The organism is Paenibacillus mesotrionivorans (assembly GCF_046098205.1).
Lineage (GTDB): Bacteria > Bacillota > Bacilli > Paenibacillales > NBRC-103111 > Paenibacillus_AR > Paenibacillus_AR mesotrionivorans.
Genome location: NZ_JBJURJ010000001.1, coordinates 343678 through 359804 on the forward strand (window position 1 = coordinate 343678; position 16127 = coordinate 359804).

Consider the following 16127-nt stretch of genomic DNA (forward strand, 5'->3'; position numbering starts at 1 on the left):
TTAAACGTTAGCCGCAAGGTCGAAGCGGTGCGGTACGCGGTGCTCTTCGCCGTAGTTGCCTTCCTCGCGCTCACCGGTGAGGGCTTCTGTCGGACAGGCGATTACGCACTTCAGGCAGCCTTTGCAGTATTGATAGTCAATGCCTTGAAGGAACATCTGAGGGCGTCCCTTCTTATCCGGCTGCTCTTCCCATACGAAGCAGAAGTCAGGGCAGACGTTATCGCACGCAGCACAGTGGATGCACTTGTCTTCATGGTAATGCGGCATCATACCGGAGCGGGAAATGGACAGATTCTTCAATACGCTGTTGCCGGGATTCACGATTACGCCGCCGATGGGCTGGGTCTCATAACCCAGGACCGGAGTATCATGGCGCACGAATGCCGGGAAGGAGTCGCCTTCTTCCAGCTTATAGGTTTGGAATTGAACTTCGTTATATGCACGTTCGAAGGTGCGCAGCGCAGGCTCAACGGCTTGCGGATATTTCTTCTCCAGGGACTTGCGGATAACGTCGCGCATGATTTGGGGGTCAAGAAAATCGACGATCCGGAAGATAGCTCCCATCATCGCCATGTTAACCTTGTTCTTCTCCTCCAGCGCAATGCCGATGGCATCAATAACAGCTACGGTGCCCGCCTTCAGCTTCAGCTTCTGCTTTACTTCCTCCGGTGTGGCGGTGGAGTTGACCAGAATGATGCTGTCCTCGGTTACGCCGCTGGTGACGTCCATAGTTTTGTAGAGGGACTCGTGGAACACAACCACCACATGGGGGTGCTCAACGGGAGTGGTATCCCGGATGTTGGTATCAATATCGCAGAAGCGGATATGCGCCTTAACCGGAGATCCTTTCTTTTCCGAGCCATAAGAAGAAAAGCTGACACCGTTCAGGCCTGCGCCGACAACGCCTGCCTCAGCCAGCATCTTGCCGGCCAGGTTAGCCCCGAGGCCGCCGATGGATTCCATGCGGATTTCAAAGAATCCGAGTTCATTCTTCTTGGGTAAGATAGACATATAAGTGTTATCCCCTTTCTCCCTCGAATCGGAGGAAGTATATATAACCCGATGAAAATCAATGATTCCCGTCAGGCAAAACAACGTGACAAAATTGCGAAAAAATAAAATTAATATTCTTTACAAGTGATTATAACAAGAAGTGAAAAGAGTAGCAACAGTTTTTATTAGCAGTTCAGGATAAGCTTTCATGAAAGCGCAACAACAGCCCAAAAACGGTGTCCACGCCTGCTAAATCGGGAAAAGCCTTCCTGCTCTTTTCTCATTATAGATATATAACAGTTCCTTGTAAATGTGTAATACAGCTATTCAAGCAAATGAATTTTTTCACAATCCCCCGAGGTACGACCAGACGATCAAAACCACGATCAGCGACGTGAAAATCCCCACCAGAAATCCGTAAAAACGCCTGCTCCATCTGCTCCTGTCCGTGGCATGCAGCCTGCTTCGCGGAGGAAGCTGCGTCGCCTCCAGCTCCTTCTCCGTCATGTCGCTTCCCCCTTCCCGAATCTCAATATCAAGCCCATCACCAGGTCGATGACAAAATGCGCAAGAATCGGACACCAAATCGTACCCGTTTCCTGATAAATCCATCCTAATCCATAACTGATGCAGAAGACAAGTCCAGTTGGCACCCAATGCCTCAGATAACGGATATGGATGGCGGCAAATAATATGCTTGTCCAATACGGACCCCAGGCATGCTGGATGGCGCCGCGGAAAAGCAGCTCCTCACAGACGGCTGCTACAGCGGAAATAAGCGCAATATGCCATACGGCCCGGCTGCCGAACAGCATCTTATTGATGCCGCCGTCATCCGCAGCTTCCTCCGGCACCCAGCGGGACACAAACAGGTCCGCCAGCAGCACTGCGGCACCGAAGCCGATCCCCCAAGCCGCAGCCGCGCCGGGATCGGCCGTATGAAACAAACGAAGCGGATTTTGTCTTTGGATGAGAAAGATAATGAGGGAAACGGCCAGTGTCAGGCCTTGGGTCATGTATAGATTCATAAGAAGGAGCCTGTCGTTGGCTGCATCTATTTCCAGAGTCCTGCGTAATGTATCACGAAATTTCAGTTTTTTCACCTTTTTTCCAGTCCATTCTACTTATTTTCTTTTGGAGAGTTATCCCCTATACTAATCTTATGTCGAAACTAGTCGCAGACAACATTGTCTAACAAAGGAGCATTTTTGTATGGATAAACGCCTGACGAGGTCGGACTTTGTTTTTATTCTGGTCTTCATCTTCATGCTTGTTTTCGCCTTGGGCGCTTTTTTCTTCGGTATGAAAATAGGCACGGACCGGACCGAGGCCAAATACTATGACTTGGTGAAGCTGCGTAAGGATTCCGGTGATCAGACCGCGTACAATCAATCGTATCTCGTATCCTTTTATCATACCGTATATTTACCGTTTCGAGAATTCAATTTGAAGTGGTCCGAAAGTATGGAGCAAATCGAAAGCCAAACCGGCGGCACGGATGCCTCTTCTCTACTTAAAAGCCTGTCCAAGCTGGCAGAGGACAAATATCAAAACACGTTAACCCAAACTGTGCCCGACACCTCTCCCCTGCTGGTGGAAGCGCAGGAGGAGTATCTGAAGAGCTTGAAGCTGTTCAGCAAGGCGGCAGACAACATGCAAGGAAGCGCCAATCAGGTGGCCCCCACTGTTCTTATGGGCAATATCAGCAAGGACGCATCATTCACAGAAGCCATGAACTACGCCCTCTCCGCGCAAAAGAAATATTTTGATTCCATTGTAAAGTGGCATCAGTTGATGGACTCCTCCGCCAAGGGTACGGAGGCTCTGAACGGCGAGCTGGCCTTCAATGACTGGAGCCAGCTGGATCTGAACCTGAAGAATGCCTACCTGGCCGGTCTTCTGATTCAATCCAGAACCTTCGGCTCCTATACGCCGCAGGATGTAACCCTGCGGGTGGACGATATGATCCGCACCGGCCAGGCCAAAAAGCTGAATCTGACCACCGTTCCGCAGGTGGTGGAGCTTTTGGTGAACACCCAGGCTGTACGTCCCGGGGACTTTGTCCAAGGCAAGACCAAATATTACGGGGGCGAAATGCTTCCGCAGCTTCCCTTTTTCTCCAAAATTGAGTAAGGAACCGCAGAACCTGTGCATAGGCACAGGTTTTCGCTTTTCCAAAAACCCATAAAAGATTTTTGTTGACAGGTTTGACGCCGCATGTTACATTATGAAAAACCTTAACACGACAAAGCATTGAAGGAACAACGTATTAGGAAGCCTTCAGAGAGCCGGTGGATGGTGTGAACCGGCGGCCGCAATAATACTGTCCATTCCGGAGCAGATCTACGAACCCGCTATCGCGGCCAAGTATATCCGGCAGGAAGCCGTTATCTTCTTCTATCGGTCAGTCATGACCGGCTAAGGCTGCACATGCGAATGTGCGGCGAACAAGGGTGGCACCACGGAGATCATACTCCCGTCCCTTCTCGCGATTTTTAGCGGGAAGCGGACGTGGAGTTTTTTTGTTGTACCCGTAATCGGCCCATACGCGCCGGCGGGATCAAGGAACATATACAGGAGGGAAACGAAGAATGGTAAAAGTACTGGTATTGGATGGAATCAGCGATCAAGGTGTTCAACTGCTTAAGGATGCTCCCGATGTTCAGGTGGACATCAAGGCCACTATGCCCGAGGATGTGCTGGTAGAGGTAATCGCCGAGTATGATGCCGTAATGGTCCGCAGCCAAACCAAGGTAAACGCCCGCGTGATGGAAGCCGCCAAAAACCTCAAGGTTGTCGGACGCGCCGGTGTAGGTGTGGATAATATCGATCTGGAAGCCGCTACCAAACGCGGTATCGTGGTAGTCAATGCCCCGGACGGCAACACCATTGCCACCTGCGAGCTGACCTTCGGCCATATCCTCGGCCTCTCCCGGATGATTCCCCAGGCGTACAAAAAAACCGTAGGCGGCGAATGGGACCGTAAAACCTTCGTGGGTGTGGAACTACGCAACAAGGTGCTGGGTATTATCGGCATGGGCCGGATCGGCAGCGAGGTCGCCAAACGCGCCAAGGCCTTCGGTATGAACGTCATCGGCTTCGACCCCTTCATGACCGACAAACGCGCGGAGGAAATTGGCGTAAAGCTGGGCACCGTGGATGAGATCGTCCGCAACGCCGACTTCATTACCGTACACACGCCGCTTACCAACGATACCCGCAACATCATCAGCCGTCCTCAATTCGAAGTGATGAAAAAGGGCGTGCGCATCATCAACTGTGCCCGCGGCGGCATTATTGACGAAGCCGCGTTGGTGGAAGCCATCGACGCCGGCATCGTGGCCGGAGCAGCCTTTGACGTATTCATCAAGGAGCCGCCGGAAGCTGACCATCCGTTCCTGAACCATCCGAAGATCATCGTCACCCCTCACCTGGGTGCCTCCACTGTGGAAGCGCAAGAGAATGTAGCGGTAGACGTATCCGAGGAAATCCTGCATATCCTGCGCAACGAACCTTTTAAGAATGCAGTCAACATGCCTTCCGTACCGGCCAACGTATTGAAAAAGCTGCAGCCCTTCTTCAACCTCGGAGAAAAGCTGGGTAAGGTAGCCGGACAGCTGGCTGACAACGGGCTTCATGAAATTGCCATCAACTACGCCGGTGATTTGGCCGATGTGGATGTGAATCCTCTGACCCGTTACATTGTGCTGGGTGTGCTCTCCAACCACCTGGGCGAGGATGCCAATGTGATTAACGCCCTGCATCTGGCCAAGGCGCGGGATATTAACGTAGTGGTTACCAAAACTTCCGCTACCAAGAGCTTCACCAACCTGGTAACTGTTACGCTGAAAACAGACGACAAGGACAGCGTGGCTGCCGGTACGCTTCTTGCCGGATACGGCGAACGTATCGTCCAAATCGGCCAATATCCGGTAGACATCTCACCGGAAGGTCATGTGCTCTTCATCGCCCATAACGATAAACCCGGCATTATCGGCAAGGTCGGTACCCTGCTCGGAGATACCGGCGTCAATATCGCCACCATGCAGGTAGGCCGTAAGGTTGTAGGCGGCGACGCCATCATGCTGCTGACCATCGACAAGGAAGCCGACGACGCTTTGCTCGGCGCCCTGAAGAACCTGCCGGAGATTACTACTGCAAAGGCTGTGCGGCTGTAAGAAGCATCCCCCAAAAGACAAACCCTTCCCTCAAATTGGCTTCGCCAATTTCGAGGCGGGAGCACCATTATCCGGCCTTCGGCTCGAACCATGGTGCTCCCGGGGCAATTGTTTCACGAGAATCAATAATATCCTGTGGCTTTCAACAAAAAGAAGCATTGTTCATGGAAGACTGAACAATGCTTCTTTAGTTGCCTTTACGGATCAAGCGGCAATATGACTGAAAATGTCGTCCCCTGCCCCACGATGCTCCGTACATTAACAGAGCCCTGATGGGCCTCTACAATGTTTTTGACGATGGCCAGACCCAACCCTGTCCCGCCTGCCGTGCCGCGTGTGCGGGCTTTATCGGCTTTGTAGAAGCGCTCGAAAATATAGGGAATGTCTTCCGGTGGGATTCCCTCCCCTTCATCCTCCACCTCAATTAACGCTGCCGAGGAATTCTGGTACGTCAGAGTCTGGTAGCGAAGATAGATGGATTTGCCCGGCATGGTATGCCGGATGGCATTCCCGAGAAGATTGGTCAGCACCTGCTCCAGCCGGTCCTGATCCGCCTTCTCCAGCACAATGTCATCGGAGGGCAGCACACATTCCAGACGGATGTCCTTTTCCTTGCACAGCACCAGGAACTTCCGGTGAACCCTGCGGTACAGCGGAGCCAGCTCCATCTGTCCCATGTTCATCTCCATATGGCCGGCTTCCATCCGGGCCAAATCCAGCAGATCCTTTACCAGACGCCCCATACGCAAGGATTCATCGTAGATCACCTGGGCCAGGTCATGCTTCTCCTCCGGCGTAGTGACAATGTCATCCAGCAGCGCCTCGCTATAGCCCTGGAGCATGGACAGGGGCGTCCGCAGCTCATGGGACACATTAGCCACAAAATCCTTCCGCAGCTTCTCCAGCCGGTGCTCCTCCGTCACATCCCGCAGTACAGCCACTGCGCCGCGCGCCCGTCTGTGGGAATACAGGGGAGCCATCACCACCGACCATACGCCCTGCTGGACATGAAGCTTGGTGGTCACCACCTTGGTTTCCTGGATCACTTCGTCGAAAAGCAGCAGCAGGGGCTCGGGAATGGAATTGGCGGCCTGGCTGTTGTCCGGATCGGGATCATTCCACATGATCTCGCCCCATTCCTTCAGAATGGTCTCCCCTTGGGGATTGGCGAAAATCACCTTATGCTTCGTGTCGAAGGAAATCACCGCGTCGGACATGCTGCGCAGCACTCTGGAGAGATTGGCCTTTTCGTTGTTCAGGAGCTTAATGGTTTCCTCCAGCTGCTCCGCCATCAGGTTGAAGGTCCGGGCCAGCTCACCCAACTCGTCGTGAGAGCCCACATATACCCGGGTGGAATATTGGCCCTGGGTAATGAGGTTGGCGGCTTGACGAAGCTGCTTCAAGGGTTTGGTCAGCCGCGTGATCAGGAAAAAGGCAAAGAAGGTCGTAAGCAGGAACCCCATAAAGGAGGCCAGGGCAAACAAACGTTTCACATAATCCTGGAGACTTTCCGAGGATTTGATGGGCTGGTACATCACAATGGAGCCGATGACATCGTCGTTGCCCGATTCCGTAACGGGTATGGCAATGGCCAGATACTCCTCCTTATCCCCGCTTCCCGCCTCCGCAAAAAACTGCTTTTGGATAACCGTTCCCTCCAAGGCCTGCTGCTGCTCCTGGGGTGTCAAGATTTCCTCCAAGGGCAGCGCCCCGCCCAACGTGCCGGAGGGGCTTCGGAGATATTGCAAGCCAATGCTTTGGGCGTTCAGTACATCATTCATCGCGGCAAAGTAGCTGCTGTCATTGCCCTTATCGGATACCTCGGCCACAATCTTGAAAGCCAATTGCTCCAAATCCCGTTGCTGCTCGCCCAGCTTGGGGAAATTGGTGTCAATGTACCGATAAAGAAACAAGCCCAGGATTATGAGCACAACAGCAACCAGGCTGATAATGGTCATCCAGAGCTTGCCTACGATGTTCTGCAAAATACTCACTTAGGAACCTCAAGCTTGTAGCCGACACCCCATACGGTGGTGATCATGGCGGCGGCATCAGGCGAGACCTTGTTCAGCTTTTCCCGCAGGCGCTTGACATGGGTGTCCACGGTCCGCAGGTCTCCGAAAAACTCGTAATTCCATACGTCCTTCAAAAGCTCCTCCCGGGAAAATACCTTATCCGGGGAAATCGCCAGATAGTGCAGAAGCTCATATTCCTTCGGTGTTAATGCCACCTCCTGGCCGCCGGCCGTCACCCGGTGGGCGTCATGCTCGATAACCAGATGGGGGAAGACAATGTTATTGCTGGAGTTGGCATCCTTGGACAAATAGGCTGTAGCGGATGAGCGGCGCAGAATAGCCTTGACCCGGTAAATTACCTCGCGCGGACTGAAGGGTTTAACCACATAGTCATCGGTGCCCACTTCAAAGCCCTGAACCCGGTTGGCTTCCTCCCCTTTGGCCGTCAGCATAATCACGGGCGTCGCCTTGAACTGGCGGAGGCGCGCACAGACCTCTACCCCATCGATGCCGGGAAGCATCAGGTCCAGCAGAATCAGATCATAATCCTTCTCCAGTGCCAGCTGCAGGGCGGTCTCTCCGTCCTCGGCTTCCTCAATGCTATAGCCTTCCTTCTCCAGGTACATACGGAGAAGCCGGCGGATTCGTTCTTCATCGTCGACAATCAGTATATTCAATCCAAGATCTGCCAAGCCGCAATCACTCCTTTATCGAAATATCCTGCTCGGTATCATGTGAAAATTAGGACATGTTATGACAAATTATATTATACTCCGGCGTAAGAGTGAAGTCCTGTAATAACTAAATTTACCCCAATCAGCGTAAATATAACAATTATAAAGCCCAAAACCGCCAACCAGGCAGATTTTTCCCCATGCCAGCCCTTGGAAAGGCGCAAATGGAGGTATATGGCATAGAACAGCCAAGTGATCAGCGCCCAAACCTCCTTGGGATCCCAGCCCCAAAACCGCCCCCATGCCTCATGGGCCCAGATCATGGCGAAGATCAGGGCACCTAAGGTAAACACCGGATATCCGATGGCTATGGAGCGGTAAGCGATCTCATCCAGGTCCTCCGGGTCCATCCTCCGGAGAAACGGCTGGGCCACCGCTCCCAGCGGCTTACGGGCTGCTGCCCTTAATCCCCCGTACAGCACACCTCCTGCAAGGAGAGACCACACCACCGTATTCAGCTTCCGTCCGGCCTGCACTCCCTTCATCCAGCCTGGAGCCTGGAGCAATCCATTCCGCATCCCCAAAAACACGCTGCCTTCCTTGTAAACTCCTTCATGTGGACTCACCAGAGGGGGAAGTGTGTAGCGGTTTTCCACAGCCTGCCCCTCTCGGCCGGCAGACGGAGCCTCAAAGACCGCCCGGAAGCCGGAAGCCTGAAAGCCCAGGCTGCTGACGGCAAACCCGATGACCGCCAGCATGGCGAAGAAGGTGAATTCCACCCCCCGCCTTTTCCAGCGGGCATCCGTTGACCGGAAGTCCACATTACGGATCAGGTACATCAGTCCTGCAGCAAAACCTGCGGCGAAGAAGGCCTCACCGGAGGCGGCCAGGGTGACGTGGATGGCCAGCCAGCGGCTTTGGAGCGCGGGAATCAATGGAGTGATCTCCTTGGGAAACACGGAGGCGTACGCCAGAATCACAATTCCCACCGGCAGGCTGAAGGCGCAAAGTGCAGGTGATTTGTACAGCAGATATAATACCAGAACGGCAAAAACGATCATCATCGCCAAAAAGGTCATAAACTCATACATATTGCTGACGGGGATATAACCGCTTATGTACCAGCGGGTGAAGAAAAACAGAAGATGGCAGACAAACCCTGCGGCGGCGGCGAGGAAGCCGGCTTTGTCCCATCGGCGCTTGGCGGTAACCGCCGCTCCGAACAGGAGAAAGGCAGCGCAATACAACAGGAATGCGCCAAGCAGGAAGCCGCCGCTTGCCCCCTCCACTCTGTCAAGAAATCCGTTCATGACAAGCCTCCCTTCTCCAGGGATTTGGGATCCACGATGATGCCTGTTCGCTCGAGAACGGAGGCACATTCCTTGCGGAGGCCGAACCAGTTCTTGTTAGTATGCGCTCCCCATAAGAGCATCCCTTCGTCAACACGCAGCCAGATCCGACGGTGCTGCCAATAAAAACCCATCACCAGACCAATCATAAAAACAGCGGCGCCGGCCCAAATGAAGGGCAGGGCTTTTTCCTTGCGGATATTCAGGTAACTGGTGTAAAGAGACACTTTCACATCCTCCGTGTCCGGTAAAACCAGCTCCAGCCGTTTACCCGGCTCCCCGTTCAGTTCATTCTGCCTGAACCGCTGCTGATCCTCCGCCCGGGGGAAGTACATATAATAGGCTCCTTGATCCGGCAGCCCGGGTCCGCGGATCCGGAACAGGAACGCCGGGGCAACCGGCTCCTTGGAGAGGGTGACAGGCTGGCCGTCCCCGTTTAAGCCGAACTCGGGATAATAGCTGTCCAGCACCAGTGAATACGGCCCGGCCTCATATTCCGTCCGGGGATGACGCATATCCAACTGGACGGCCCCGTAGGTTGAACCGGTTGTTTTATCCCGGAGAGCTGCAGTAACCGCTAACAGCATAGGCGCCTCTTTATAATCAAACTGATAAGCCAGCAGGCCTTGATACTGCAGGGGATGGTTGACGGCAATGCTCTGGGCGTGTACCCGCTCCAGAACCGGCGGTTTGTCAGGGTCTCCGCAATCAGCCGAGCAGGTATACAGAACGGCCTGGGTCTCATACAGCCGGGGCACCTGCGAATCGGCCTCGTAGAATTCCACTGTAAATTTTTCGTTCGTCAGGTAATAAGGCGTTCCCGGAATTTTCACCGGCTCCCCTTCCGGAAAGGCAAGATACTGGTCCATGTGCCAGCCAGGGATATTCCGGGCCAACACAGCCCCCAGGAAGATAATAAGCCCGATATGGTTCACATAGGGCCCCCATCGGCTGAACCGGTGCTTTTCTGCCATCAGGGCTTGTCCATCCGGCTCCATAAGGACCCGGTAGCCCTTTCTTTTCAGGGCGGCGGCTGCGTCCTTGACCCAGAGGGTTCCGGAAGCCGCTTCTTCCCGGCCGGGAACCGGTCCGGTATACGAGAGTCTCTGGCGCCGGATAAACTGTGGATGCTTGCGGAGCTGCTGCCGGTTAAGCGCGCGGTACAGGGGCAGCACCCGGTCCAGACTGCAGACGACCAGCGATGCGCCGATCATCATGATCAACGTGACAAACCACCAGGATTCGTATGTATGGGAGAGACCCAGTTGATAATACACCCGTCCGATAACGCCATAGGTTTTCCCGTAATAAACCGCCGGGTCCTGGTTCAGAAGGGTATTCTCCTGGGGAAACACCGTGCCGAGGGTGGACAGCAGCAGGGTGGCGGCGATGAGCCAAACTGCAACCCTGACGGAGGAAAGAAAACGCCACACCCGGTCGATAAGACCGGAGCCGGCACGCTGCGAGCGCCGGAGAATGCCGTCATAGCGCATTTCCAGCGGACCTTCCTCCCCGCCCTCCCCCTGGGGTTTGCCGCAGGCCTCACACAGCACCGTGGATGCGGGGTTCTGGTGGCCGCATTCGCATTTGGTGTTGTTGAACATGGCATCACTCCCCGTATGGATTCGCAGGTCGATTCACGCAAACCGGATTACGGCAAGGCCAGCATGGCCTCCACCGAGCTATCAATCGTGGCTTCGTCCATTTTACCCATAATGATCTTATGAATCCGGCCATCCGGCCGTATAAAGAAGGTGGTAGGATATTGATTTACTCCGTACGCCTTACGGACGATGTCATCCACATCCATATAAATAGGAAACCGTATCCCATACTGCTGGATAAAGCTTCTGACGGTGACGGCATTCTCCCCCAGGTTCATCCCCACTACTCCTACGCCCTGCTCGGCCCATTTGGCCGCTTGGTTCTGGAGAGCAGGCATCTCTTCCGTACACGGCGGGCAAAAGGTCCCCCAAAAGCTCAGCACCAGCGGCTTGCCGGACCAATCCCCCAGACTGCGCCGCCCGCCCTCCAGATCCGCCACCTGAAACGGAGGTGCCTTATCCCCGGCATGGGGAATCTGCCCCCTGTTAAACAGCGCATTCCCGATAGCCAGTCCGCCGGCAAGAACCACCACTGCCAGAACGGCGATCTGAAGCCATTGTTTGCCCGATTTCAAGCCTCTTCACCTGCCTGCATTCTACTTCTATCAGATTTTCCTAAGTGTAATATAATAGAACGCAGGCGGCAACTTAAATCAACCCCCGATGAAAATATGCTTCATTGGACATTTCCGCAAAAAAAAGCCGGGGCCATAAGGCGTCCGGCACTTTAAAGCATTACTGCGGGTCTGTCCCGTCCGTTTCTTCCGAAGTGGCGGAAGCGCCTGCTGCAGCTGCTTCCTCCCGCAGTGCCTGCACTTCCTTCTCCGACAAGGCCCGAAACTTGCCGCGGGGAAGTCCCCCCAGCTCCAGCGGCCCGAACATCACCCGCTTCAGTCGGATAACGGGATGATGCACAGCCTCAAACATCCGCCGTACCTGCCGGTTCCGCCCTTCAAAGATGGTGATGACCACTACGGTTTCATTCTTCTCGGGGTTGATATCATAATAATCCGCTTCAGCCGGAGCGGTCATACCGTCATCCAGCTTCACCCCCGCCTTCAGCTTGTCCAGAACGGAGCCGTGAAGGTTGCCCTTCACCGTAGCCAGGTAGGTCCGCGGCACATGGTTCCGGGGATGGGTCAGCAGATTGGCGAATTCTCCGTCGTTGGTGAGAATCAGCAGCCCTTCCGTTTCGTAATCCAGCCGCCCTACCGGGTACACCCGTTCCTTCACTCCCGGCAGGAAATCCGTCACCACCTTGCGCCCTTCCGGATCGGTAGCGCTGGTGATAACCCCCTTGGGTTTGTTCAGCATCAAATAGGTTTTGCTTTGCGCCTTAATGGCCTTGCCGTCCACCTTGATTAGATCTGCTGCGGGGTCCACCTTGGTGCCGAGCTCCCGCACAACAACGTCATTGACCTGAACCCGGCCTGACGTAATATATTCCTCGCATTTCCTCCGGGAGGCGATCCCGGCCTGAGCCAATACCTTCTGCAATCTTTCCATTCGTCGTCTGTCACCTCATGCTAATGATACCCGTCCTTCCCGGAAATCACAAGCATGGACCACGGAAAAAATGAGCCGGGGCATTCCTCCGAATGGGAATAAATGTCCTGCATTGTAAAATGCATCAACCCGGACAGCCGCAAAGACAGCTTCACCAGAAGAAACATCTGCTCCGCTGCCTCATGCGATAAACCCGCTCCCGGTTGGGAAAAGTCCCCCTCCAGACAAATATGGATGTAATTGGGATCGGTTGGCGCGGTTGCGGGGATGATGGAGCCATTCTTCATAATCATATAGTCGTAGCCTTTGCCGTTAATGGCGCTGCATGCGGAATGATGGACGATTATACCCGCAGCATTCATATATCACACACCTCCGCTTGCACTTGTTGGGTGTTGTAGTATATGAAGGTGCGGGCGGGGTGGTTCAGCTTATTTAGACCGTCGGTTTGATTGTGGTGAATAAATATTCATCGAGTTTCATTCCTTACCGGGAAAGGGGTGCCTTGGATGCTCAAACACGTTTTGTCGGCTTTGATTGGATTGAACGGGGTATGGATTCAAAGCCGCCAAAAAACTCGCCCTCAAGTCACCCCTTTCCCTCCCAGTCATTTCACATGAATATTTATTCCCTAACCAAACACGAGAAAACACACAGCAATAGCTGCGACGAAGCCAACGAGGTCTGACAGCAGGCCCACCTTCAGGGCGTAGCGGGATTTGCGGATCCCCACAGCCCCGAAATAGACGGTCAGCACATAGAGTGTCGTATCCGTGCTGCCCTGGATGGTGGAAGCAATCCTCCCGATCATTGAGTCGGCACCGAATTGCTTGAACAGATCCACCGTATACGCCAAGGAGCCTGTCCCGGTAATCGGACGCAGAATAGCCAATGGCAGCACCTCTGCCGGAATACCAATCAGCTTCAACAGGGGTTGGATCTGCCCGATGATCAAATCCATAGCTCCAGATGCCCGGAACACGGATATGGCCACCATCATACCGACCATATGGGGAATGATGCGGATTGCCGTATCGAAGCCGTCCTTGGCCCCTTCGGTGAAGGTTTCATAGACAGGCAGTTTTTTGTAGGCGGCATATAAGGGGATAAAAACAATCACCACCGGGATTGCCCACATAGAGATCATGGATATGATTGCGTACATCGGCGGTCATCCTTTCCCGGCAGGAAAATTGTTCCGTTGGAACCACTTGTCCAGCACGATGGCGGCTGCGGTGGCGATTGCTGTGGCAATCAGCGTAGTGCCGACAATTTCAGCGGCGTTCACCGAACCCATGGACAGGCGGTAGGCAATAATGGTGGTAGGAATCAAGGTGATACTGGCGGTATTGATAGCCAGAAGCGTACACATGGCTGCAGTGGCTTCCTCCTTGTGCGGATTAAGCTTCTGCAGTTCCTGCATGGCCTTGATGCCCATAGGGGTGGCGGCATTGCCAAGCCCAAGGATGTTGGCGCTCATGTTCGACATGATGTAGCCCATGGCCGGATGGTCCGGCGGCACACTGGGAAACAATAGCCGCACTATCGGCCGAAGCAGCCGGGCCAGCTTTTTGACCAGCCCCGCATCCTCGGCAATGCGCATGATCCCCAGCCAAAATACCATAATGCTGATGAGGCCGAAGGAAACGGTTACGCCGGTTTTGGCACCGTCGAATACCGCTTGGGTGACGGAGTCGATATTGCCCTGGATCGCGGCCACAATAAAACCGGCCACCAGGAAAAAGAGCCATATCCAATTGACCACGGGAGCGGCCTCCTTTGTATGTCCGTTAACGTGATTCCTTACGCGCCGGCAAACAACGCTTTAACCACCTGCTCCAGATTGGTGAACCAGCCCCGTCCGCTTCCTGTGACGGCCGCATCCAGTCCGGTTGCCCGAAACATGGTTTGACGGTTATCCGGCTCCTGGGCCAGCCTTGGGCTGCCTTCAGGATACACCGGCACTGAACCGATGGTTTTGCCGTTCAGGCTTAAGGTCAGCGTACCTGCAAGCCCCAACCGGTACTCGGGAGAATTGGCGTCCTGAAGCTGCAGGCTTCTGGACACACCGGAGGCCTCCCCCTCGGAGAGCGCATATTGGAAGGAATGGCCGGCAGCCAAACCCGGCTGAAGAATCTCCCCTTTTTGGACCAGAGGGGTCAGCTTGTAATGGGAAAAGCCCCAATCCAGCAGGTTCCGGTGATCCAGCCAGTCGTTGGAATCATTCAGAGTCACCACTGCCAGCTGCTGTCCATTGCGGGTGGCTGAGGATACCAGACAGCGTTTGGCGATTTTGGTATACCCCGTTTTGACCCCGTCCGCCCCGTCGTACATATTCAGCATTTTGTTCTTGTTGCTCCAGACATGGTCCCAGGATTCGGTGGGGTTGGGGACCTTTTTAACCTCTGTTTTGACAATTTCCTGGAACGTGGGATTCTGCAGCGCATACGCAGTCAGCTTGGCCATATCGTTGGCAGTGGAATAATGGTCGTTATGATCCAGACCGTGGGGATTCATAAACCGGGAATGCTCCATCCCCAGCTCCCGGGCCTTTTCATTCATCAGATAGACAAACCCTTGCTCAGAGCCGCCCACATGCTCGGCAATGGCGGTGGCCGCATCATTGCCGGAACGGAGCATCAAGCCATACAGCAGGTGATGAAGGCTCATTTCCTCGCCCAGCTTCAGGTAAATGGAGGAGCCCTCCTTGCCGAAGGCATTTTTGCTGACGGTGACCTGATCGGACAGCTTGCCCTGCTCAATGGCCACAATGGCCGTCATGATCTTGGTGAGACTGGCAATCCGCATCCGCTTGTCCCCCTGCTGCGCATACAGAAGCCTCCCCGATTTCACATCAATCAACGCGGCGGCCTCCGCACTGGTGCCCGGCTTCGGCGGCTCCGCCCGGACGGTGGCCGCTCCGGTACCCGCACCGGCCCATACAACAAAGGCGACGAACGCTGCCAGCAGCTTTTTCATTGGTTCATTGCTCCTTCCACCCATTCATGTACCTGCCCATACTTGTACCACCAATATATGCTTGTGCGGTGTGGAACATGCCCCAATGGGGAGTATCCCTGATGAAATGCATGTCCGCACAAAAAAAGCTGCATCCGGGAAGTTGGCTTGCGCCAATCGGATGCAGCGGGATTTATGCTGAATTATTGAATTACAGATTTGGACGTGTCTGAAAACTCCCTTGAGGGCACCTTTTAGCGCCTATTCGCCCCTCGGAGTTTTCAGGCACACCCTAGATGCTTGGATCGTAAGTTCCCGACAGGCGGGAGGAGTCGTCCATGTCCTGGTCTGCAATTCCGTTGCGGTTGCTCTTCAGCATGCTTTGGATTTTCTCCACCACCTGCGGGGCGGAATCGATCAGACGCTCATAAATGTGGGTTTGGTTGTCCAGCGGCACGACCTTCACACCCAGCTTGTTAACCACAAGGAAGGCGATGGGAGTGATGGACACACCGCCGCCGCTGCCGCCGCCGAAGGGGAGCATCACCGTGGCGTTGTTGGCGTCGTTGCCGTTTTGCTGGCCGCCGCTGCCCGACGATTCCTCCATGTCCCCGTAGAATTCACTGCCTCCTGCTGCAAACCCGAAGCCGACCTTGGAGATGGGCATAATGACGCTGCCGTCCGGGGTTTCCACCGGGTCCCCAACAATCGTATTGACGTCAACCATTTCCTTGATATTTTCCATGGCTACTTTCATTAAACCCTGAATCGGATGCTCGGCCATGCAGTTTTCCTCCTTCTCATGCGTAAACGCATTATTGACAATCCATCAGAACTAGCATTTCCGATC

Annotated in this window: 16 protein-coding genes; 2 read left to right on the forward strand and 14 right to left on the reverse strand. The window is 54.3% G+C overall.

From position 1 onward, the window contains the following. The 3 genes from ACI1P1_RS01620 to ACI1P1_RS01630 all read right to left on the reverse strand — a co-directional run bounded on the left by ACI1P1_RS01620 (position 1) and on the right by ACI1P1_RS01630 (position 2096). Positions 1–1011 (reverse strand): 2-oxoacid:acceptor oxidoreductase family protein, encoded by a 1011-nt coding sequence (locus tag ACI1P1_RS01620; RefSeq protein WP_416214600.1) that lies wholly within the window; start codon positions 1009–1011, stop codon positions 1–3. 327 nt (positions 1012–1338) lie between these two features. Beyond that, positions 1339–1500, reverse strand: coding sequence for a hypothetical protein (locus tag ACI1P1_RS01625; RefSeq protein ID WP_416214601.1), 162 nt, complete (start codon positions 1498–1500; stop codon positions 1339–1341). Beyond that, on the reverse strand, positions 1497–2096 hold the full coding sequence (locus ACI1P1_RS01630; RefSeq protein ID WP_416214602.1) for a CPBP family intramembrane glutamic endopeptidase: 600 nt from the start codon (positions 2094–2096) through the stop codon (positions 1497–1499). The genes ACI1P1_RS01625 and ACI1P1_RS01630 overlap by 4 nt, the downstream gene beginning before the upstream one ends. A gap of 109 nt (positions 2097–2205) precedes the next feature. Between ACI1P1_RS01630 and ACI1P1_RS01635 the strand changes: the two genes are divergently transcribed. After that, positions 2206–3126: a hypothetical protein gene (locus ACI1P1_RS01635; protein ID WP_416214603.1), complete on the forward strand. Its 921-nt coding sequence runs from the start codon at positions 2206–2208 to the stop codon at positions 3124–3126. Positions 3127–3584: 458 nt separating this feature from the next. Further along, positions 3585–5171, forward strand: coding sequence for a phosphoglycerate dehydrogenase (serA, locus tag ACI1P1_RS01640; RefSeq protein ID WP_416214604.1), 1587 nt, complete (start codon positions 3585–3587; stop codon positions 5169–5171). Between the two features lie 197 nt (positions 5172–5368). Here the strand turns inward: serA and ACI1P1_RS01645 are convergent, their stop codons facing one another. The 11 genes from ACI1P1_RS01645 to ytfJ all read right to left on the reverse strand — a co-directional run bounded on the left by ACI1P1_RS01645 (position 5369) and on the right by ytfJ (position 16061). Next, positions 5369–7165, reverse strand: a complete 1797-nt coding sequence (locus ACI1P1_RS01645) for a HAMP domain-containing sensor histidine kinase (protein WP_416214605.1) — start codon at positions 7163–7165, stop codon at positions 5369–5371. Next, positions 7162–7878, reverse strand: coding sequence for a response regulator transcription factor (locus ACI1P1_RS01650; RefSeq protein WP_416214606.1), 717 nt, complete (start codon positions 7876–7878; stop codon positions 7162–7164). Before ACI1P1_RS01650 ends, ACI1P1_RS01645 begins: the two co-directional genes overlap by 4 nt. 74 nt (positions 7879–7952) lie before the next feature. Then, the gene (gene ccsA, locus ACI1P1_RS01655) at positions 7953–9170 is read right to left on the reverse strand and encodes a cytochrome c biogenesis protein CcsA (RefSeq protein WP_416214607.1); all 1218 of its coding nucleotides are present in this window, start codon (positions 9168–9170) and stop codon (positions 7953–7955) included. Continuing rightward, positions 9167–10813 carry a cytochrome c biogenesis protein ResB gene (resB, locus tag ACI1P1_RS01660; RefSeq protein ID WP_416214608.1) on the reverse strand — a complete coding sequence of 549 codons (1647 nt, stop codon included), beginning with the start codon at positions 10811–10813 and terminating at the stop codon, positions 9167–9169. Before resB ends, ccsA begins: the two co-directional genes overlap by 4 nt. Before the next feature lie 47 nt (positions 10814–10860). Next, positions 10861–11388 (reverse strand): redoxin domain-containing protein, encoded by a 528-nt coding sequence (locus ACI1P1_RS01665; protein WP_416214609.1) that lies wholly within the window; start codon positions 11386–11388, stop codon positions 10861–10863. Positions 11389–11548: 160 nt separating this feature from the next. Beyond that, positions 11549–12319, reverse strand: a complete 771-nt coding sequence (locus tag ACI1P1_RS01670) for a pseudouridine synthase (RefSeq protein WP_416214610.1) — start codon at positions 12317–12319, stop codon at positions 11549–11551. A gap of 20 nt (positions 12320–12339) precedes the next feature. Then, positions 12340–12681: a hypothetical protein gene (locus ACI1P1_RS01675; protein WP_416214611.1), complete on the reverse strand. Its 342-nt coding sequence runs from the start codon at positions 12679–12681 to the stop codon at positions 12340–12342. 269 nt (positions 12682–12950) lie between these two features. Beyond that, positions 12951–13484 carry a spore maturation protein gene (locus ACI1P1_RS01680; RefSeq protein ID WP_416214612.1) on the reverse strand — a complete coding sequence of 178 codons (534 nt, stop codon included), beginning with the start codon at positions 13482–13484 and terminating at the stop codon, positions 12951–12953. Between the two features lie 6 nt (positions 13485–13490). After that, positions 13491–14084, reverse strand: a complete 594-nt coding sequence (locus ACI1P1_RS01685; protein ID WP_416214613.1) for a nucleoside recognition domain-containing protein — start codon at positions 14082–14084, stop codon at positions 13491–13493. Positions 14085–14122: 38 nt separating this feature from the next. After that, the gene (locus ACI1P1_RS01690) at positions 14123–15298 is read right to left on the reverse strand and encodes a D-alanyl-D-alanine carboxypeptidase family protein (protein WP_416214614.1); all 1176 of its coding nucleotides are present in this window, start codon (positions 15296–15298) and stop codon (positions 14123–14125) included. A 271-nt stretch (positions 15299–15569) separates the two neighbouring features. Beyond that, a complete protein-coding gene (gene ytfJ, locus ACI1P1_RS01695; protein WP_416214615.1) occupies positions 15570–16061 on the reverse strand; it encodes a GerW family sporulation protein in 492 nt (163 codons plus the stop codon). Positions 16062–16127 lie beyond the last annotated feature (66 nt).